The sequence below is a fragment of the Bradyrhizobium arachidis genome (assembly GCF_024758505.1).
In the GTDB taxonomy this organism is placed as follows: Bacteria; Pseudomonadota; Alphaproteobacteria; order Rhizobiales; family Xanthobacteraceae; genus Bradyrhizobium; species Bradyrhizobium manausense_C.
On record NZ_CP077970.1, the window covers coordinates 6821672 to 6840125 of the forward strand.

Annotated in this window: 17 protein-coding genes and 5 pseudogenes; 11 read left to right on the forward strand and 11 right to left on the reverse strand. The window is 61.7% G+C overall.

The window, feature by feature from the left end; all coding sequences use genetic code 11:
* Positions 1-104: 104 nt before the first annotated feature.
* Positions 105-272: pseudogene (locus tag KUF59_RS31550) on the forward strand (ATP-dependent DNA ligase); the annotation flags it as partial.
* 352 nt (positions 273-624) lie between these two features.
* The gene (locus tag KUF59_RS31555; protein WP_258767352.1) at positions 625-3987 is read left to right on the forward strand and encodes an AAA family ATPase; all 3363 of its coding nucleotides are present in this window, start codon (positions 625-627) and stop codon (positions 3985-3987) included.
* A gap of 133 nt (positions 3988-4120) precedes the next feature.
* Here KUF59_RS31555 and KUF59_RS31560 read toward each other — a convergent pair.
* A pseudogene (locus KUF59_RS31560) lies at positions 4121-5518 on the reverse strand (IS1182 family transposase).
* Positions 5519-6096: 578 nt separating this feature from the next.
* Between KUF59_RS31560 and KUF59_RS31565 the strand changes: the two are divergent.
* Positions 6097-6399, forward strand: a pseudogene (locus tag KUF59_RS31565) (hypothetical protein); the annotation flags it as partial.
* A 556-nt stretch (positions 6400-6955) separates the two neighbouring features.
* On the opposite strand, the gene KUF59_RS31570 reads toward KUF59_RS31565, so the two are convergent.
* On the reverse strand, positions 6956-7351 hold the full coding sequence (locus KUF59_RS31570; RefSeq protein WP_258767353.1) for a hypothetical protein: 396 nt from the start codon (positions 7349-7351) through the stop codon (positions 6956-6958).
* Positions 7352-7761: 410 nt separating this feature from the next.
* Positions 7762-7989 carry a hypothetical protein gene (locus tag KUF59_RS31575; RefSeq protein ID WP_258767354.1) on the reverse strand — a complete coding sequence of 76 codons (228 nt, stop codon included), beginning with the start codon at positions 7987-7989 and terminating at the stop codon, positions 7762-7764.
* Positions 7990-8207: 218 nt separating this feature from the next.
* Here KUF59_RS31575 and KUF59_RS31580 point away from each other — a divergent pair, with 218 nt between their 5' ends.
* Positions 8208-8393, forward strand: coding sequence for a hypothetical protein (locus KUF59_RS31580; RefSeq protein WP_258770042.1), 186 nt, complete (start codon positions 8208-8210; stop codon positions 8391-8393).
* Between the two features lie 179 nt (positions 8394-8572).
* Here KUF59_RS31580 and KUF59_RS31585 read toward each other — a convergent pair whose 3' ends face one another.
* Together KUF59_RS31585 and KUF59_RS31590 are read right to left on the reverse strand one after the other, a co-directional pair.
* Positions 8573-9241, reverse strand: coding sequence for a hypothetical protein (locus tag KUF59_RS31585; protein WP_258767355.1), 669 nt, complete (start codon positions 9239-9241; stop codon positions 8573-8575).
* A gap of 69 nt (positions 9242-9310) precedes the next feature.
* A complete protein-coding gene (locus KUF59_RS31590; protein ID WP_258767356.1) occupies positions 9311-9604 on the reverse strand; it encodes a hypothetical protein in 294 nt (97 codons plus the stop codon).
* Positions 9605-9631: 27 nt separating this feature from the next.
* Between KUF59_RS31590 and KUF59_RS31595 the strand changes: the two genes are divergently transcribed.
* From KUF59_RS31595 to KUF59_RS31610, 4 genes and pseudogenes are all read left to right on the forward strand, one after another.
* Positions 9632-9889 carry a hypothetical protein gene (locus tag KUF59_RS31595; protein ID WP_258767357.1) on the forward strand — a complete coding sequence of 86 codons (258 nt, stop codon included), beginning with the start codon at positions 9632-9634 and terminating at the stop codon, positions 9887-9889.
* 1183 nt (positions 9890-11072) lie between these two features.
* Positions 11073-11259, forward strand: a pseudogene (locus tag KUF59_RS31600) (hypothetical protein); the annotation flags it as partial.
* A 129-nt stretch (positions 11260-11388) separates the two neighbouring features.
* Entirely contained in the window at positions 11389-11730 is a 342-nt protein-coding gene (locus KUF59_RS31605) for a hypothetical protein (RefSeq protein ID WP_258767358.1), read from the forward strand.
* 9 nt (positions 11731-11739) lie between these two features.
* Positions 11740-12150, forward strand: a complete 411-nt coding sequence (locus KUF59_RS31610; RefSeq protein WP_258767359.1) for a hypothetical protein — start codon at positions 11740-11742, stop codon at positions 12148-12150.
* 1114 nt (positions 12151-13264) lie between these two features.
* On the opposite strand, the pseudogene KUF59_RS31615 reads toward KUF59_RS31610, so the two are convergent.
* Together KUF59_RS31615 and KUF59_RS31620 are read right to left on the reverse strand one after the other, a co-directional pair.
* Positions 13265-13522, reverse strand: a pseudogene (locus tag KUF59_RS31615) (response regulator); the annotation flags it as partial.
* A 1-nt stretch (position 13523) separates the two neighbouring features.
* Positions 13524-13835, reverse strand: coding sequence for a PepSY domain-containing protein (locus KUF59_RS31620; protein ID WP_258767360.1), 312 nt, complete (start codon positions 13833-13835; stop codon positions 13524-13526).
* A gap of 149 nt (positions 13836-13984) precedes the next feature.
* Here KUF59_RS31620 and KUF59_RS31625 point away from each other — a divergent pair, with 149 nt between their 5' ends.
* Together KUF59_RS31625 and KUF59_RS31630 are read left to right on the forward strand one after the other, a co-directional pair.
* Entirely contained in the window at positions 13985-14263 is a 279-nt protein-coding gene (locus KUF59_RS31625; RefSeq protein ID WP_258767361.1) for a PepSY domain-containing protein, read from the forward strand.
* Between the two features lie 10 nt (positions 14264-14273).
* Positions 14274-14837, forward strand: a complete 564-nt coding sequence (locus KUF59_RS31630; RefSeq protein ID WP_258767362.1) for a cytochrome b/b6 domain-containing protein — start codon at positions 14274-14276, stop codon at positions 14835-14837.
* 82 nt (positions 14838-14919) lie between these two features.
* Here the strand turns inward: KUF59_RS31630 and KUF59_RS31635 are convergent, their stop codons facing one another.
* From KUF59_RS31635 to KUF59_RS31650, 4 genes are all read right to left on the reverse strand, one after another.
* On the reverse strand, positions 14920-15288 hold the full coding sequence (locus tag KUF59_RS31635; RefSeq protein WP_258767363.1) for a hypothetical protein: 369 nt from the start codon (positions 15286-15288) through the stop codon (positions 14920-14922).
* A 288-nt stretch (positions 15289-15576) separates the two neighbouring features.
* A complete protein-coding gene (locus KUF59_RS31640; protein WP_258767364.1) occupies positions 15577-16356 on the reverse strand; it encodes a sulfite exporter TauE/SafE family protein in 780 nt (259 codons plus the stop codon).
* A gap of 28 nt (positions 16357-16384) precedes the next feature.
* Positions 16385-16933 (reverse strand): rhodanese family protein, encoded by a 549-nt coding sequence (locus tag KUF59_RS31645; protein WP_258767365.1) that lies wholly within the window; start codon positions 16931-16933, stop codon positions 16385-16387.
* 23 nt (positions 16934-16956) lie between these two features.
* Complete coding sequence (locus tag KUF59_RS31650) at positions 16957-17286, reverse strand: ArsR/SmtB family transcription factor (RefSeq protein ID WP_212458647.1); 330 nt, start codon at positions 17284-17286, stop codon at positions 16957-16959.
* 92 nt (positions 17287-17378) lie between these two features.
* On the opposite strand from KUF59_RS31650, the gene KUF59_RS31655 reads away from it, so the two are divergent.
* Positions 17379-18266 carry an MBL fold metallo-hydrolase gene (locus KUF59_RS31655; RefSeq protein WP_258767366.1) on the forward strand — a complete coding sequence of 296 codons (888 nt, stop codon included), beginning with the start codon at positions 17379-17381 and terminating at the stop codon, positions 18264-18266.
* The last annotated feature ends 188 nt before the right edge of the window (positions 18267-18454 follow it).

Genomic DNA, 18454 nt, shown 5'->3' on the forward strand with positions numbered 1-18454 from the left:
AGGAACTGATAAACATCAACAACGCTTACTGTCGTATGGTTGCTAAAGTTCCGGTAACTGGAACCATCGCAATTATCGTCGAGGCCGCCCCGTAAGGCCCGCCAAAGCACCTTGTGCTCGATGACGAAGCAGTATTGCTCGGCGTCGATGGCATCTCGGATTTCAATGCGCCGCACTCGCGCAAGCATGATCACGAGGTGCAGTTCTGCGCCTTCGACATCCTTGCCGAAGGCGGCGACGAACTGCGGAAGCTGCCGCTGCATCTCCGCAAGAGGCGCGGCAACGCGCCTCCTTCCACTCGCGAAGGGGAGCGCCGATCTCGGCGTGGGGCCTAATGGTACGATCATGATCCCGATGATGATGGACGGCACTGTTCTGGATTACAAAGTCGATACGCACCGAGGACCGGGTGCCAGCAGTGGTTTCGCAACGCAGCTTCAGTTCGCAATTTGCGCAGGGGCCAAAGCCGGCCAAGTTCTAACGTTGATCGTGCTGCACGTCTTTCGGCCGGAAGCTGCCCTTTCTCCGCGGTCAACTCGTGACGTTTCACCGCGCCCCCCGCTCACTAATTTTGAGCTAGGCTGGCGTACCTAGCGCTTTGAGAACCGTGGAGCGGAGGAGCCCATGGACATCGCGGCGTGGCTGCGTGGTCTGGGGCTGGGACAGTACGAGCGCGCGTTCCGCGAGAATGACGTCGACGCTGAGGTCCTTGCCGATCTCACGGCCGAGGACCTGATCGGACTCGGCGTCAGCTCGATTGGCCATCGCCGAAAGTTGCTCGCAGCGATCGCCCTCCTTCGCGCCGGCTCAGTTCCGGCGACGCCCCCTCCCACCACCGCACCCGTCGCGGTCCCCGGAACGGTCCTGCCGCTCTCCGAGGCCGAGCGGCGCCAGGTCACGGTGATGTTCGCCGACCTCGTCGGCTCGACCGCGCTATCGGCTCGTCTCGACCCAGAGGACCTGCGCGAGGTGATTGGCGCCTATCACCGCTGCGTCGCTGAGACGGTCGCCCGTTTCGACGGCTTCGTCGCCAAGTACATGGGCGACGGAGCATTACTCTATTTCGGCTACCCGCAGGCGCACGAGGACGATGCCGAGCGAGCGGTGCGCGCCGGTTTGGCGCTCATCGACGCCGTCGATCAATTGCAAACATTCGAGAGTCTTCGGGTCCGCATCGGCATCGACACCGGGCTGGTCGTGGTCGGTGACCTCGTTGGCTCTGGCGAGGCGCAAGAGCGCGGTGTGGTGGGTGAAACGCCCAATCTCGCGGCGCGCCTGCAAGCCCTTGGCGAGCCGAACACCGTTGTCATCGGCCCCACGACGCGCCACCTGCTGGGCAATCTCTTCGAGTACCGCGATCTCGGCACGGTTGCGGTGAAGGGCTTCCCGCAGCCGGTCCAAGTCTATCAGGTGCTCCGGTCGAGCGCCGTCGAGAGCCGGTTTGAAGCCTTCCATTCGGCCGGTTTGACCCCGCTGGTCGGCCGCGAGGAGGAGATTGAACTGCTGCGGCGTCGGTGGCAGCGAGCGACCTCTGGTGAGGGGCAGGTGGTACTGCTCTCAGCGGAGCCCGGGGTCGGGAAATCGCGGCTTGTGGCTGCCCTCCAGGAGAAACTCCAAGCCGAACCGTACGCGCGCCTGCGCTGCTTCTGCTCGCCGCACCACCAAGGTAGCGCGCTGTACCCCGTCATCAGGCGACTGGAGCGGGCGGCCGGGTTCACCAGGGACGATGCGCCGACGGTCAAGCTCGACAAACTCGAGGCGTTGTTGGCGGGCGCAGCGACCGCCGCCGAAGATATGCCGCTTTTGGCCGAGCTGCTGTCGTTGCCCTCCGACCGCTATGGCCCGGTATCGCTCAGTCCACAGGCGAAGAAGGAGCGCACGCTTCAGGCGCTGGTCGGGCAAATAGAGGACCTGTCTCGGCGCAATCCCGTGCTGATGGTCTTCGAAGACGCGCACTGGATCGACCCGACCTCGCTCGAGCTGCTGCAGCTGACGGTCGATCGCGTGCAGCAGCTGCCGGTGTTGCTGCTTCTCACCTTCCGACCAGAGTTCCCGCCGCCGTGGATCGGTGAGCCGCACGTCACGATGCTGGCGCTGGGTCGCTTGAACTGGCGCGACACCTCAGCCCTTGTGCAGCGGGTGGTCGGTGACAGGGTGCTGCCCAGCGCGATCGTCCACGAGATCGTCGACCGCACGGATGGCGTGCCGCTGTTTGTGGAGGAACTGACCAAGGCGGTGCTCGAAGCGGGAGCCGGTGAAGGGGATGCCAAGGCCGTGCTTTCGCGAACCTTGCCGGGCCCGCTCGCCGTCCCGGCCACCCTGCACGCCTCGCTCCTGGCCCGTCTCGACCGTCTCGGTCCGGAAGCCAAGGAAATCGCCCAGACCGGCGCGGCCATCGGCCGGGAATTCACCGACGATCTGATACGGACCGTGTCGCCGCTGCCGGAAACGCCCTTGCAATCGGCCCTCCAACAGCTCGCCACGTCACAGTTGATTTTCCGTCGTGGCACATCGGCTTACAGCTTCAAGCACGCCCTCGTTCAGGACACCGCCTACGGAACGCTGCTACGCAGCAAGCGGCAGCCACTGCACGCGCGCATCGCCCGGGCGCTCGAGGACAAATTCCCGGACATCGCGGCCACTCAGCCGGAGGTGCTCGCGCACCACTTCACCGAGGCCGACCTCGCGGAACACGCCGTTGCCTACTGGCGCAAGGCCGGCCAGCGCGCGGCGGAGCGCTCGGCCCACGCGGAGGCGATCGCCCATCTCCGCAAGGGGCTGATGCTCGTCGAGCGGGTCACCGATCCGGCGGAACGGGCCCGCCGCGAACTCGACCTGCAGCTCGTGCTTGCGCCGGTGCTGATCAGCACCAAGAGCTGGTCGGCACCGGAGGTGGAGCAAGCCTACCTGCGCGCCCGCGACCTGTGCCGGCAAGCCGGCGATATGGCACAGCTCTTTGCCGTGAGCTGGGGGTTGTGGCTCGTTTATCAGCAGCGCTGCGAGTTCAAAACAGCTCGCGATCTGTTGGACGAGCTATTCTCAATCGCTCGGCGGAGCGCCGATCCGGCCCTCCTCCTGCAGGCGCATCATGCCGCATGGACAACCCTTCTCAATCTTCCGGAGCTGACCGCGTGCCGGGCGCATCTCGAGGCGGGAGTAGCGCTCTATCGGCCGGACGCGCACCGCGCCCATAAGTTCCTCTACGGCAGCCACGACGCGGCTGTCTGCAACCGGTACACCGCGGCCGCCGTGCTGTGGCCACTTGGTTTCCCCGAGCAGGCGCTTGCCATGGTGCGCGAAGCGGTAAGCATGGCGCGGGAGCTCTCGCATCCCTTTAGCTTTGTTCTCGCTTTGGTGTTCGCGGCGATGATCTACCAGCATCGGCGGGAAGCGGAGCCGGCCCGGGAGCACGCGGAGGCCGCAATCGCGATGTGCGCCGAGCATCGCATCGCACCGCACCTGGCGGCGGCTGGAAGCATCTTGCGAGGTTGGGCGATCGCGGAACGCGGGCAGGCTGCGGAAGGGATCGCGGAGATTCGCGGCGGTCTCGCGGCTGTCCAGCCGACGGGCGTGCGCATCCGTTGGCCCTATTATCTCGCGCTGCTGGCTGAAGCTTCGGCGTGGGCCGGAGCAACCGAGCAAGGATTGACTGCGCTGGCCGAAGCTGCGGCCGCTGTCGAGGAGACCGGCGAGCGGCGATGGGAGGCGGAAATCTGTCGCTTGACTGGGGAGCTGACGGTGGCGAGGCACGGCGGCGACAGGGCCGAAGCGGCAGAGTGCTTTCGGCGTGCGATTAAGGTGGCCGGTCGCCAGGGCGCCAAGGCCCTGGAGCTGCGCTCCGCCAACAGCTTGTCCCGGCTCTGGCGTGATCAGGGGAAGCAGCAGCAGGCTTATGATCTCCTCGCGCCGCTCTATGGCTGGTTCACAGAAGGTTTCGACACGCCTGATCTGCGCGAGGCCAAAGCGCTGCTTGATGCGCTCCGGTGACATTCCTGTGATGTCAATCGGCGCCAAGGATTGAGCCTTGATCGGCTCGCTCCGGCATGTCGGCTTGGGGTCTTGGCCGTGTAAAAACGCCCTTCGCAGGGAAGTCGATGAGAAGCCAGGAACCGGGCCTGTCTCAGGCCGCGATCGCAGCGATCAGCGGCTTGGCTCCGACGATGTTCATGACCCGTGTCAGATTATAGGCGAGGACCGAGAGAGCCATCTCAACGGCCACTTTTGGAAGCGTTTTGGTGAGGAAGTGTGTCGCCCCCATGCGGGCTTTCATCGTGCCGAACGGATGCTCGACCGTCTCGCGACGCTGGCGCATGGCTTTTGGGTTTGCATCGAGGCGCTGCTGCACAGCGTCGAGCAAATGCTCGTGCTCTCACCGTGTAATTCGCCGCTCTGACCCTGTCGTGCACTGGGATTTGAGCGCACAATTTTGACAGGCAGTGGTCCAGTAGCGCCGCAGCATCTTGCCGTCTTCTTCGTTTGTATAGCGATACGGCAATCGCTCCCCAGCTGGACAGCGATAGGCGTCCTCCTCTGGCAAATACGCAAAGTCCTGCTTACCGAAGCGCCCCTCCGATTTGGCGCCCGACGTCTGCGGCTTGGGTAGAGTTACCGTGATGCCAGCCTCGTGGCACGCGAGGATCTCCGGGCTGCTGAAGTAGCCGCGATCGGCAACGGCCTCGAGCGTCTCAGTCTTAAGAACGTCCTTCGCCTGCTTGGCCATATTGGCAAGTTGTGCCCGATCTGAGCCGCTGTTCGCGACCTCATGCGCCACAATCAGATGGTGCTCGGTGTCTACGGCGACCTGCACGTTGTAGCCGACGACGCCGGAACCGCGGCCGCTCGTCGCCATCGAACGGCTGTCGGGATCGGTCAGTGAGATTTGCTGGTCAGGCGTCGCGCGCATCTGCTTCTCGTAAACGGCAAGCTTGCCCATCTCCTCCTTCAGTTTCGTCAACTTCTCGGTAAGCCTTGTTACCTTCGCGGTCAGCGCCTCCGTCGGCTCCTGTCGATCGGCCGTGTCAAGTTGGCTCAGATAGCGCGCGACGCTTTCCTCCAGCTGGGCACGCCGCCGTTCCACCTTCGCCCGTGTGAAGTTCTTGTCGCGGTTGTTCACAGCTTTGAACTTGCTGCCATCGATGGCGACGCTCGCCGTCGTGAGAAGACCCATCTGACGACAGAGTTCGACGAAGCGCGCACATACCTTGCGTAGTGCCAGGCCGTTATCCTTGCGGAAGTCCGCAATCGTCTTGTGATCGGGAGCGAGCCGACCCAGCAGCCACATCACCTCGACATTGCGCCCGGCCTCTCGTTCCAGCCACCGGCTGGACTGAACCCGGTTTAGATAGCCGCAAATGTAAAGCTTGAGGAGAATCGAGGGATGGTACGACGGCCGGCCGGTTGCCTCAGGATCGACCCCGCCAAACCCGAGTCCAGCCAGATCGAGGTCGTCGACGAGGACGTCGATGACGCGAACTGGATTATCCGCGTCGATCCAGTCCTCCACGCATTCAGGAAACAGCGTGCTCTGCCCACGATCCGCACCCTCACACCCTCAACGAAGCGCTTCATCCGAGCCCCCCGCAAATCGTGCGGGAATCATATCGCGCGAATCACCTCAAGCGCAGCGTTTTCACACAGCCAGGATCAAAAGCTGCGATCAGCAGGCCAATCGCGCGATGTTCGGTCTCCCTCCAACAACCGACAAGGAAACGGCTCGCACGTTGTGCAGCCAAGGGCCAGGGGCAGACTCATGCACCGCAACAAGCAGCGTCCTTGTTCGATTACCTCGTCGGTGAAAAGGACAAACGCTCAAGGCAGTCGGTCGAGGCCGGCTGCAGAATCCGTCGCCCGCAGAAGCCCTTTTGTCTCCAGACGATCTTTCGCCGAACGCCAAGGCGGCGCTCCGATCCCATGCTCCGCGTGCAATGCGGCGTAACATTCGGCGCGAGGCATCTTGGTTCGCCGATGTTCAGGGCCTTGTCTCCCGTGGTTTTGTCGGCTTCGATAGCGCGCGGCGCTCGTCGCGGCCTGAACATTTGGAGGGTGGTCGAATGAACCGATCCACGGCTCTCAATGCTACCAACGCGATAAGCACGTAAGCGCATGCTCGCTTTCCATGGTCCGGCTCAGCCGTCGCCTGCATTGGGCGATGCTATCAACGCTGGCTATGCTTATCTCGAATTGAAGTGCCTTGGCTGCGAGACGCATCAGACCGTCGCGCTTGATGTGGTGCGGCGGCCGAAGACGACGCCTATCCACAAGCTTGAGCGCTACATGCGCTGCAAGGATTGCTCGGCGGTGCGCGGCTATCAGTACAAACGGAGCCATCTGGATGCGCTCCGGCGCACTAAGATTTCGGTGAGTAATCCACCTTCGACGTGGTGGCCGGGAGAACGATGATCGCGCAGCCTCTTGCACCGAGCCCCCCTACACGATTTTCGCCTTCGAAGATACTGGAGTGCGAAATCAACATCGTAGTGGTGTAGCCTCAACACGACGATAGTAGCTCGTCGTACCGCTATCCCATTTGATCTTCATTTGGTCGCGCGTGATCTCGATCACGGTGCCAAGCTCGTTGCTGCTTGGTCGGGCCACGCGCTGACCGACCTTCCAAGTCGGGGCGCTCATTACTTCGACGGTCCTATTGTTTGCGCCCTTAGGGAGGTGTCTAGCGATCATGATCGTGTGTGTTCCGCACGGAAGTGTTCCGCACATTCGTGGAACGTGCGCCACTGTGCGTGTTTCGGGCGGACGTTGGCGGCGCAGATGCGACCCAACCGATTGATCGGAAGGTGTATTCCAACTCGGCTTGCGCCTTGGTAACGATGGCCCGCTTGCGCAAAAGGCGCGCGATCGGTCCGCGTTGCAGCGGCCTCTGCATAGTCGAACCTCGATATGTGCGGTGTGATGCTTTGGTGCTCAGTGCCTTCCACCAATCAACGTGGATTGTGCTCTCTTAGCTCGTGCGACGCTTCGAGCCAAATCCCTTAGTGTCGAGATCGGTCAAAAGGGGGACTAGCTGCTCATACGTTTTTGCGACGGCAGACGTCCACCGCCTCACGTCACGCTCCGGCGGATGAATAGCGCGCTCTGGCTCCAGAAAGAAGTAGCGATCCTGCTCGCAAACGAGTGCGCCGACCTCAACGAGCTTGTCGAGCTTCGGCCCGATCGTTGTGCGCGGCAGGTCGAGGAACGCCGCCACGCTGCTTTTGTTCATCGGGCGTTGTTCGGCGTGGCCGATCATCACGGCGGCCATGATGAGCAGCATAGTGCCGATGTCCGCGTCGGCGATGACTTCGCTGCCGTCGATTTGGATGATCTTGCGCGCCAACTGCGCCAGCGTGACGAACATGCGACACACAGCGAGCCGTTCTTTGGCAATTGCCAAGGGGCGCTGCGGTGTCGGCTTTCTTCTTGTCATTGGGACAAGCACGCCGCGCGATTTTGGAAAAAGTTAGTCGAGATCGCGAACGACGTAAGTCAATGCTTGGACACGACCATGGTTGCGGGGAACCGAGCGCATGCACGACATCATGAACTGTGTCTGAGCTTCGCTCACACCGCTCTTGACCTCGTGCCATTTTCGTCGTCCGACGAGAGTTCCGGCGCGAACGGCACACAATGGCTTTACTTCTGATGGCCCTCTCGGCCCAAAGGCCGTAGCCAAAACGGAGCGTTTCAGCCGTCTTGACGCGTCATACTTTGGGAACGCAGGTTGAACTTCCTCTGGAAAAAGCGGTAGTCGCCCGATGGTGACAGCATTCATACAGCCACGGTCCGGTGTGCGTCGTTCGAGTTGGCGGTTTGTTGTGGCTGTATCAGCTCATTCGAGCTGCCCATGCATTCTTTGAAATGCTCCAGCAGGGCTGCACTTTCCATGTGCTCCCAGTACTCTGCCTCGGCGAGCAACTCCCAACTTCTGTCAGGATGATACGCGGCATTCTGTCGGCAGAGCGACGCCATTGCGCGCATGCGGGATGCAGTCTCCATTCAAACCTCCCAGTTGTTCGCTCGCATCGGGATGTCGCGTGCACTCAGGCGTCATGAAGCCGAACTTCCCCGCAAGAAGCGCGCGAAATATCGAGGACCAAGCGCCCCCGCACCGCCAAGCTAAGCCCAAGTCGTGATGTTACTACTTGCGGAATGGGTGTATTTGTAATGTTCCCGAGGAGGAACGGGAGCCGCGCAAGAGGGATTTTCAGGCTCAACTGGAAAAGCTCCGGACCGACGCCGCGGAATGTGCGCTCATCCGCGATCTGGCCACCGATCCTAAAAAGCGTGATTTGTTTGGCAGATTAGCCGACCATTTGGCCGTCCTAGCATCGGAAGTGGAGCGCGCCATTGGCGACACCACAGGAAGTGACACCGCTCCTGATCTGCCGCCCAGGCCATGAGTTTCCCGGATGGACCCGCAGCGCATACGGGAACACCTGATCGAAGCGGAGCGCCACGTCGCGCTAAGCGACGAGCATATTGCCCGACAGATCGAGATCACTGACGCGCTAGAATGCGCCGGCCACCCGACGCGTCTGGCGTTCGACTTGCTGACTACCTTTTACGCTGCTCGGGCGCTTCACATCGCCCACCGAGATTTCATCCGCAACGAGTTGCGCGACTGTGGCGGGTAATCCGGGGTACCAACGAATGCGAAATAGGTCTCGATGCCGGGCACTGCATGCAGCTCATTACCGGGAGAACGCCAAAGGCTCGAAGCAGTCCGAGAACGCTCGCAAGGGTCGCGCTCAGCCAGAGCGCCACGCCCTCGTTCGATCGCCAACGCCTTGTGCGTCTCGAATCCCCAGATGATCTTGTCGATCTCGGCGCCATCCAGCGTGCGCTTGATGCGCATCAGCGTGGACAGCACCATCAGGAGATCGCCATAGGGCGTCAACAGGTCTCGCGCAGCAATGTCGCAGTGCGCCAAGAAGCTCTCGACGGCTTCATCGCTCTTGCAGAACAGCAGGGCCAGCTCGCGCGCCTGTCGGAGGTCGTCAGCCGGAACGGCAGGTTCACCGTCGAGCAGCATGCGCTCCGCCGCCCGGCCGGCAAGAAACTCGACGCACCTGACGCAGACGCTGGCGAAAATATCCGCCACAGGACGGCGATCTTCGCCCGCCTGGGGCATCTCCGAAGCAAGCGCCTCGCGAATGCTCGACGCGTCGCCGCGACCTTCCGCGAACGCCTCCGCATGGCCGATACCCCAGCATAAGCCCTCGTACCTACTGTCGCTGTCGGGATTCACGGTGACCCCGCCGACCTCATGCCCGAGCAAGCGCGCGGAAACGGCGTGCCCGGCTTCATGGACGAAGCGTCAGCCCTCGGGCACGCCCGCCATGTGCATCCCCTCAAGGGTGCGTTCGCGCCCGGCAAGGAAGATCGGATTGTTGCTCCAAGCATTCGTTTGACGAAAGCGGCGGATCGTAAAGCTTGGATCGAGTGCAAGTCCCGCTTGAACCGACGCCCGCGCCGCATCTAGCTCACCAAGCCACGCGAGAGCAGAGGCAAGATGGAAATGGAAGCATTGACCTAAAGGCTCGGTCGGATCACCGGCGAGTGATATGTGATTTAGATTACTTAGCCGGTGGTTGCAGAAGGTTAGGCTCATCACGCATTTTGAAGCAGGGAGGGCCGCATGCTCAGAGCATTTTGTTTTGTGCTGGCGCTGATATTCTGCAATTCCCCTTGGTCAACGGCTCACGCAGCCTCGCCCGCCAGAGAAGCTGTGAAGACCGTGAGGGCAATTGGCAAGGCTGCGGGAACCACCAGCAAGACTGTGGGACACGCCGCTTGGGCTGCTGCCGGTATTGAATTTAACTTGTGCTGGTGGTGGGGCAAATCATGTCCCAAGAAGCCGTTCTTGTTGTGGGACCCCAAGTCCGATAACAAGTGATCACCGGGCGCAAGAATCGCTCTCGCGATTGTGAATTTCTTCGCCCGCATTCAATACGCGCATGATTCGCCCAGACCTATTTCGCAAGGCTTATTTTGCATCTGGTTCGAAAGGACGCGCTCGCTCCGATGGTGCGGCGATGGCGGGCGCAGCGCAAGGTGGCGTTAAGCGCACCTAAGCGCAGCCAAGCGCACGCAGTGGCAAAGCTGTCGATTTCAGCGAGCTAGGCAGGGCTGCTGGTGCTCGTGTGCTCTGCCCAGTGTCAAGCTGCTGATTTTATCGCATCGGTGAGGCGCGCTGCGGCTCGCTGGCTAGATACGAACGGCCCCGCCGTCGACGAGGCCGCTTCGTATTTCAGTAATCCCCGGCTTCGATCAACCTGGGTAGGAGTTACATTCCTGGAGCCCCTGAATCCACCTGTTCGCGCAAACATTCCTGTAACCACAGTTCGCCCACTCTGCTTGTACTCTCGTAAGACATTGGTCTTTTGGGCTTGAACCGGGTGGCACGTATCGGCCTTGTAAGCAGAACGCCAGCCCCTGCGCCCGCCTATTTTCGCACTGACCGAAATTTTGATAATACGAGCCTACGCTGCAATTCGCGTAGTCTCGCTCAACAGCGTCAGAGCATTCCTCAATTGTGAATGCTTTGCTTCCAGAAGGGACGGCGCTAATTACCAGTACTGCGGTGAACGCGATCCTTTGTCTCAATCCGAGCATAATCAAATCTCCTCGTGCTAATTCCTTTCCGTTCCGCTTTCGAAGGTACGCTCCCCACACCAGTTGTTTGGTCCTCAACCTCAAGTTTTATAAGCACCTCTGTTGGCGGGGGGACTATGAACCAAGTCACAACGCGATTTATCCATGGGATAATTCGAGCGGCGCTGCGGCCCAGCTTGGGCGTCATGCCGCCGCGATGTTGAGATGACGGCGGGCGCGGATGATCTGCTCGGCTCGCCATGTGGCCCGCCCGGTGTCGTGACGTGGTGGGCGTTGAGAGCGAGCACGGCCTGCGTCGCGTTGAGATGCGCGTCTTGGCGATGTGATGGCGGACCTTCTCATAACGGGCCTTGGTGGCTTTGATCTTCGCTGCGTGGATGCGGCGTGGTCGCTAAGCTTGGTGCCTCGCGCCTTCGCCGCCTTCAGGGCGTCCTTGGTGCGCTGGCTGAGGCGATCAGAAGGCTCTGAAGAAGGAGCTGGGTAAGGCGCGTACGATGACGACCATTCGCAATCTGCAGAAGCCCGTGCGAAGGTCGATGCACTGATAAAGCACAAGCTGCTGTGCGAAAGCTGGAATGAGAGAATGTGGGCGGATGGCGAGCCGATCGATACCCGTCACCGACAGTCGATCAGGCGATCAACGGCGGCTGGCACCTCGACCGTAAGATCACGACGTTCAAACCTGATGAACAATGAACGGTGGCCGGTTGCGAAAGCACCCGGAGAAAACCGCACAGCGGTTGTGGAAGCGAATGGTGGGCCGCCGCGTCTCTAGCGCGCTTGCTGAAGGGTTCCAGCGCCGGAAACGGCGGCACAGACGGAAGCGCGGCTGACCCGGCTCGCGATGCCGCGGCAGATGCTGAGTACGGCGCCGTTCGCACGGATGCGCGGCCAGTTGATATCACCAACGTGGTTGCGACGATCGACAGGACGCTCTCGCCCGGAACCACGTTCCACACCAACATTGCAAACGACAGCATGAATAAACTGACGGACGGAACCTTACTGATTTTAGCGCTGTGCAACGAGTGCGCGGCCATGTCTCAGATATGGCGCAATCAGCCGCACAATCTGGTCATGGCAACAGAGCCAGATTGCTACGGGGGGTTCTTCGTCAACTAGATTGAGGCATTGGAAAATGCATCACAGGGATTTCTTCAAGCAAATCGTAACTTCGCTCAGGCGACACGTGATATTGAGGCCGTACAAGCTGGCCGCCAAGCCGCAACTCGCGGTCGTTCGGAAGACGTCATCCCCGCATATCAGGCACTTCGGCCTGAGGCCCCGGGAGCATTCCGAAGCGGATACGTCGATCCACTAATCGCACAGACGCAGGACGCCGCATTCGGCGTCAATAAGGCGCGTCCGTTTAGTGGGGATGCTTTCGCGGATGAAGCCGCCGCGATGGCGCCTGGCAACGACCTGATGCAGCGGCGTCTTGGCCGCAAAATGCGGATGTTTGAAACCCGCAACACGGCGCTGGGCGGATCAAAGACGGCCGACAATCTGGCCGATGCCGAGGCGCTCGGAATCGGCCCCTGAGTGGTCGGGCAAGTGCTCAGCGGCAACTATGGCGGCGCGGTCCGGTCATTGATCAGCGCGGGCTCTAATGCTGTGACCGGTAATACGACGCGCGTTCGGCACGCGATTGCGGGCATCCTGTTGCGAATGGAACGAACGCGAGCCCGGTTCAGCTCGAGCAGACGGTGGCCCTTGGCCTGGGCTGTTTCACCGGGCTGCGGCATTCCCGTCGGGTACCAGGGATTGACATAGCTCAACGAGAAGGCGACCCCGACCCTTTCAGTGGGGGCGTAGACGAGATCGGGGCCGCCACAGGCATCCTGGAAGAGCCGGCGGTGGTCAATGACTCGCGTGGGCGCTGGTTCCAGACTGCCGCAAGCAAAGCCATGCCGCCAGCCAGGAGATATTAAAGGGCCGCTTCATTTGCACCGTCTGTGGCAAGCACGGCGTCGAGGTGCGGCCGGACTTCAACTGGAATAAGCCAGTGGTCCGGGCTATGGGATACCGATGAAAAGAAGACCCGCCTCCGAGTCATTGGGAAGAACGAAGGGTCAAAGTATCCATGCCCAACGTACTTTGAGATGTCGTCCGAAGGCGGGGCTCTGAGGCTAAGTATTTCCACTTCAGCATTATCGAATGACAGTCCGTAAGCCCGCCATCCAATCCCATCAGGCTAGCATGGCACATCGGGAAAGTGTGGTAATAGGGTCTAGGCGCTCTTTGGACGCACCGGAACCAGGGGCTCGGATCGGCCTTTCGACGATCCGATCAAAGGTGGATGCCTAATTCGATTTTCTAGGTTCAAAGCGTTCGATCAGGCGCGGCCCATCCCAAAGCTCAACCGGATTGGTTTCCGCCAGCCGCTCGGCAAGCAACCGGGCATTTTCTTCGGTAGCGCAGACAAGATCGACCGATTGAATAACGTCGCCCTCGGAGGTGAGGACGAATGCCCGGTAGGTTTTTATCGGGCTGCATTACCAGTTTATCCCGGTCGAGAGCTAGGTCCGCCCTGGAATAAGACAACCGCAAATTTGGTAGTTCAAAAAAATGGCCCCGCCCGCGTGAACCGGCGGCACTGCTTGGAACGCCGGGACGCCCAGCAAATTGTTCGGTGATGCCACGTTATTATTTCGATCTGCGCCCAGCTTCCACGCGCGGTGAGGATGAGGACCGGCATGTGGCGGCCGTTAGCGCGCCAGCGTTTCAAGACCGCAAGCCCATCCATGCCCGGCAGCCCTAGATCGAGGATGACCGCTCCGAAATCCTCCGTGTCGCCGAGAAACCAGGCATCCTCGCCGTTGGCAACCGTGTCGACCACGTAACCGGATGCTTCGAGCGTGCGCGAGACATCAGACGCGATCCGCTGGTCGTCCTCGACAACAAGCACGCGCATCTCACTTCTCCCTGGTCCGCGCGACTTCGCCGCTACGGGCGTCCACATGGATCTCGAACAGCCGTCCCTTCTCGTCTATAATGCGCAGCTCGTACATCCAGGCACCGGCTTCCCGTTCGAGCTTCACGCCAACGACGTCGCCGGGAAGTTTGCCCTTCACCACCTTCAGAATCTCGGCAAGCGCACGTATCTCGCCGGCCTCTACGGCCCGCCGCGCGTCATCGTGGTCGCGAGCGAATGCCGCGCAGCTACCCGCGACCACGATGACGGCCGCGAGGATCAGAGCGCGGAGGCGATGCAGAGGCAGGTTCATGAGGCAACTCGTCATCCGGAGGATATGGATGCCAGAATATCACCTGACAAATCGCTGACTTGGCTCAACAGGCGTCGGTCAGGCCGCTTCTGGCAGGTTGCCCCACATCGCCGGCGCATGGTGCGGCCGGCAACCGTCAGGAGATACCTATGCGCAAGATCAAGATTGCCATTCTTACCGTCACCGCCGTGACCCTCGGGGCGGCCGCCGCACAGGCCGGCAGCCTCGGCAAGCCGTGCACGTCGGCCTCCGAGGGCCAGTGGCTGCCGATAACCCAGTTGCAGGCCAAGGTCGAGGCCCAGGGCTACAAGGTCCAGAAGGCCAAGCTCAAGAACGCCTGCGGCGAGCTCTACACGCTCGACAAGAACGGCAACCGGGTGGAGCTGTTCGTAGATCCGACCAACGGCCAGATCATCGGTCAGATGTGACGGTCCGCAAATGAGAACTGTGAGCAGCACGATCGGAGCCGGCGCGATGCCGCCGGCCACGATCAAGGTATGGGATCCGTTCGTCCGGATCTTCCACTGGTCGCTGGCGAGCCTGTTCGTTCTGGCCTACGCCACCGGCGACGAGATCGAGCGGGTCCACGTCGCGGCCGGCTACACCATCGCTGGGCTCCTCGCGATTCGCATCGTCTGGGGCTTCGTCGGCCCGCGGCATGCGCGCTTTTCTAGCTTCGTTCGTCCGCCGCGCGAGGTGCTCGCCCATCTCCGCGACGTCGCCCTGCTCAGAGCTCCCCGTTACATCGGGCACAACCCCGCGGGCGGTGCTATGATCGTTGCGCTCCTGGTCGCGTTGGCCGGCATGTGCGCGACGGGCTACATGATGACGACGGACGCCTACTGGGGCTCCAAGGCGGTCGAACACGTCCACGAATTCCTGGCCAACCTAACCGTCGGCTTGGTCGTTGCACATGTCGTCGGCGTGTTGATCGCGAGCTTCGAGCACCGCGAAAACCTGGTCGCTTCCATGATCTCCGGCCGCAAGAGGGCCGTCAATTGAGCGGTCCTCTTCGATCTCAACCCGTCAATCCTCTCCAACCAGGAGTATCCTGTGCCAGCCACCCCGCACGTCGAAAAGCACTTCACTGTGGGCTGCCTCGGAAGCGTGCGCCCTCAAAGATCGCCGCCGAGCGAGCGACGGCAGATGTCCACCGCCTGACGTCACGCTCCGGCGGATGAGTAGCGCGCTCTGGCTCCAGGAAGAAGTAGCGATCCTGCTCGCAAACGAGCGCGCCGACCGCAACGAGCTTGTCGAGCTTCGGCCCGATTGTTGTGCGCGGTAAGCCGAGGAACGCCGCCACGCTGCTTTTATTCATCGGGCGATGTTCGGCGTGGCCGATCATCGCGGCGGCCATGATGAGTAGCATAGTGCCGATGTCCGCGTCGCCGATAACTTCGCTGCCGTCGATCTGGATGATCTTGCGTGCCAACTGCGCCAGCGTGACGAACATGCGACACCCGCATAGTCCTCCGGATAATTTTGGAAGCCGCCGCCGGCATCGAATCGAGGAGTACGCGAACGATATCCGCGAGTTGGTCAAGAAGCTCAAGCAGCGGCTCTCGCATTGAGGACGCACCCGCAGCTCACCCAGACTGCTCTTGAAACTGCGCCCCGGCCGGACGGCGCGATCTGCCAATGCGCCGTCCGCTTCCGTGGTGGTGAGCATAATTTCTATGCCCGCATCGAGAATTTCGACCCGAGGGCGACCTTCGATCACTTGTTTTTTCGGAGGTCTCAATCACACGAAGCCGAGATTGCGGACCAGCGTATAGATCGCCACCGCAAATATGAGCGCCGCGAACACGGCGTTCAACGCACCTTTACGCCCGGCGAGCGAGCTGGCCGAGCGGGCGCCGAAGAGGCCGCCGAGAACTCCGCCGGAGACAAACAACGCGGCAAGATACCAATCCACGAGGCCGGACAGCGCGTAGTTGACCGCCGTAGTCAACCCAAAGGCGGTCACTGCGACAAGAGAGGAACCGACCGCATAGAGGATCGGCATGCCGGTGGCAGCGATGAGCGCCGGCACGATCAGGAAGCCGCCGCCGATCCCGAAGAAGCCGGACAACGCTCCCGTGACAAGCCCCAAGGCGAGGAGCTTCGGCAGGTTCTTTCGGTTGAGCCGGACCGATGGCTCGCCCGCGCCGGAGCGGCCCTTCAGCATCAACGTGCCCACCACCATCATGACAATGGCGAACAACGCCAGCAGCTTCTGGCCCTCGACGATCTTGCCGAGGGTGGAGCCGAGGAAGGCGCCAGCTACGCCTGCGAATGCGAATACGGAGGCGCAGCGCCACTTCACGTTGCCGGCGCGGGCGTGGTTGAAGAGGTTCGCGGCAGCGTTCGCCGCGACGGCGATGGCGCTGGTGCCGATCGCCACGTGCGGATCCGACACCCCGACCAGATAGACGAGGAGCGGCACGGCCAAAATCGAGCCGCCACCTCCAACCAGCCCCAGCGAAAAGCCGACCAACGAGCCAGAGGCGAGGCCGAACGCGCCTTGGGTCAACGACAGCATAATGGGCAGCTCCTGATTTCGTCCCCTCTCACGCGGCCCGTGTGGGCGAGCCGTAGACGCTGCGGTTCCAAGGCGCGCGCATGAGAATGCGGGCCATGCCGCAAAAGCCAGTGAGGCCGGCCGTGAGCAGCCCGGCGCCGACGAAGGCCGGCACCGCGAAGAACCACGGCGACACAATGAGGCCGAGCAGCGTGCCCACAACGGCAAGACTACCGGCCCCGATCTGCACCTGGCGCTGAAGCTCCGGCGGTTGACGCCGGTCGTTAACGACCGGCAGGCCCGCCTTGCGCCAGGCGTCGAGCCCGCCTTCGACGATGAAGGCTTCGCAGGATTCGCCAAGCTTCGCGGCAAGCCGGGGCGCGTTGGCCTGAGTGCGGACGCCGCTTTTGCAGTGAAAGATGACCGACTTGCCCTGATGCACGGCGAGGTCGATCTCGTCGAGCTTCGACAGCGGCAGGTGCCGCGCGCCGGGAATCTTCTCGCGGGCGTGCTCATCGTCTTCGCGGATGTCGACCAGGACGGCGCCATTGTCGAGAAGGCGGCGCGCCTCGGCTGGCTTGATCGTGGGTAGTGACATGATTGGCTCCTCTACTTTCCTGATCAGTTCTTCGCCTTGGTGGGCTTGCAAAACAGCCTATGCAGCGTGGCAAAGAGTTGCTCGATGCGTGGATCGGCGATGCGATACCAGAGCGTCTGGCTTTCGCGCCGAAAGGTGACGAGGCCCTCCTCGCGCATCCTCGCGAGGTGCTGCGACAGCGCCGATTGCGACAGCCCCACGGCTTCCGCGAGCGCATTCACGTTGCTCTCGCCGCATTCGACGAGGTTGCATAGGATCATCAGCCGACGCTCGTTGGCGAGCGCGCGCAGAATGTTGGCGACCTCAACCGCCTGCTTTTCGAAAGTCTCTGGATCGAAGGTCCGGGGGCTCATTGGCTATCCATTACTTTAGCTATTGCTTATTTAGCTATTACTAATATATTTGTCAAGACCAAACGAACTGGTGACATCAGGAGGTTCAAACCATGTCAGGACAACCCATTATCCGCGCGTTCTTCGACGAGCCGACCAACACGGTGAGCTATCTGGTCGCCGATCCGGCGACCAAGGAGGCCGCTATCATCGACCCCGTATTTGACTACGACCACAACTCGGGCGAGGTGGACACGCGTTCGGTCGAGACGATGTCGAAGGCCGCAGAAGAGGCGGGCTACACGATCGAATGGGTCCTCGAGACGCATGCCCATGCCGACCACCTCTCGGGCGCCCCTTTCATCAAGGCGAAGACCGGCGCCAAAATCGGCATTGGCGAGCACATCAAGGACGTGCAGCGCATCTTCCGGCCAGTATTCAACGCCACCGACCTGAAGACGGACGGCAGTGACTTCGACCATCTCTTCCGGGACGGCGAGCGCTTCAAGATCGGCGGACTCGATGTGGAGGTGATTTACACGCCCGGGCACACGCCCGCCGACGTCTCTTACAAGATCGAAGAAACCGTGTTCGTCGGCGACACCCTGTTCATGCCGGACTACGGCACGGCGCGCGCAGACTTCCCCGGCGGCGATGCGCACAAGCTCTACCGGTCAATCAAGCGGCTCCTGGCGCTGCCACCGGAGACGCGGCTGTTCATGTGTCACGACTATAAGGCTCCCGGCCGCGACACCTACGCCTGGGAGACGACGGTTCGCGAGGAGCGCGAAAAGAATGTCCGGGTCAAGGAGGACGTCACGGAGGATGAGTTCGTGGCCATGCGCCAAGCGCGCGACGCCAAGCTCTCGGCGCCGAGGTTGCTGCTGCCCTCCATTCAGGTCAACATCCGCGCCGGCAAATTCCCCCCGGCCCAAGCCAACGGAGTACGCTATCTCGCTATTCCGGTGACGCTGAAGGGAGGAGCGGAGACCTGCGTTTAAGCGCAGGCCAGCTGCTATGGTGCAACGTCGTTTCGGACGCTGCAAAGAGCGCTGGCATCCCGCCCTTCGGCACCAAGCTTCCTGGAGATCATCAAGCGGCCATCGTAGTCCGCCGGCGAGACGCCGGCAATTCCTGGCCTCAAGCCACCGCCGACTCGGACCTAACCAGGCAATGCCAAATCCGAGGA

Coding starts and splice junctions, on each gene's coding strand:
- KUF59_RS31555 (WP_258767352.1), top strand. CDS start 625: ATGGACATCGCGGCGTGGCTGCGTGGTCTGGGGCTGGGACAGTACGAG.
- KUF59_RS31570 (WP_258767353.1), bottom strand. CDS start 7,351: ATGTTCGTCACGCTGGCGCAGTTGGCGCGCAAGATCATCCAAATCGAC.
- KUF59_RS31575 (WP_258767354.1), bottom strand. CDS start 7,989: ATGGAGACTGCATCCCGCATGCGCGCAATGGCGTCGCTCTGCCGACAG.
- KUF59_RS31590 (WP_258767356.1), bottom strand. CDS start 9,604: ATGAGCCTAACCTTCTGCAACCACCGGCTAAGTAATCTAAATCACATA.
- KUF59_RS31595 (WP_258767357.1), top strand. CDS start 9,632: ATGCTCAGAGCATTTTGTTTTGTGCTGGCGCTGATATTCTGCAATTCC.
- KUF59_RS31620 (WP_258767360.1), bottom strand. CDS start 13,835: ATGAACCTGCCTCTGCATCGCCTCCGCGCTCTGATCCTCGCGGCCGTC.
- KUF59_RS31625 (WP_258767361.1), top strand. CDS start 13,985: ATGCGCAAGATCAAGATTGCCATTCTTACCGTCACCGCCGTGACCCTC.
- KUF59_RS31630 (WP_258767362.1), top strand. CDS start 14,274: ATGAGAACTGTGAGCAGCACGATCGGAGCCGGCGCGATGCCGCCGGCC.
- KUF59_RS31635 (WP_258767363.1), bottom strand. CDS start 15,288: ATGTTCGTCACGCTGGCGCAGTTGGCACGCAAGATCATCCAGATCGAC.
- KUF59_RS31640 (WP_258767364.1), bottom strand. CDS start 16,356: ATGCTGTCGTTGACCCAAGGCGCGTTCGGCCTCGCCTCTGGCTCGTTG.
- KUF59_RS31645 (WP_258767365.1), bottom strand. CDS start 16,933: ATGTCACTACCCACGATCAAGCCAGCCGAGGCGCGCCGCCTTCTCGAC.
- KUF59_RS31650 (WP_212458647.1), bottom strand. CDS start 17,286: ATGAGCCCCCGGACCTTCGATCCAGAGACTTTCGAAAAGCAGGCGGTT.
- KUF59_RS31655 (WP_258767366.1), top strand. CDS start 17,379: ATGTCAGGACAACCCATTATCCGCGCGTTCTTCGACGAGCCGACCAAC.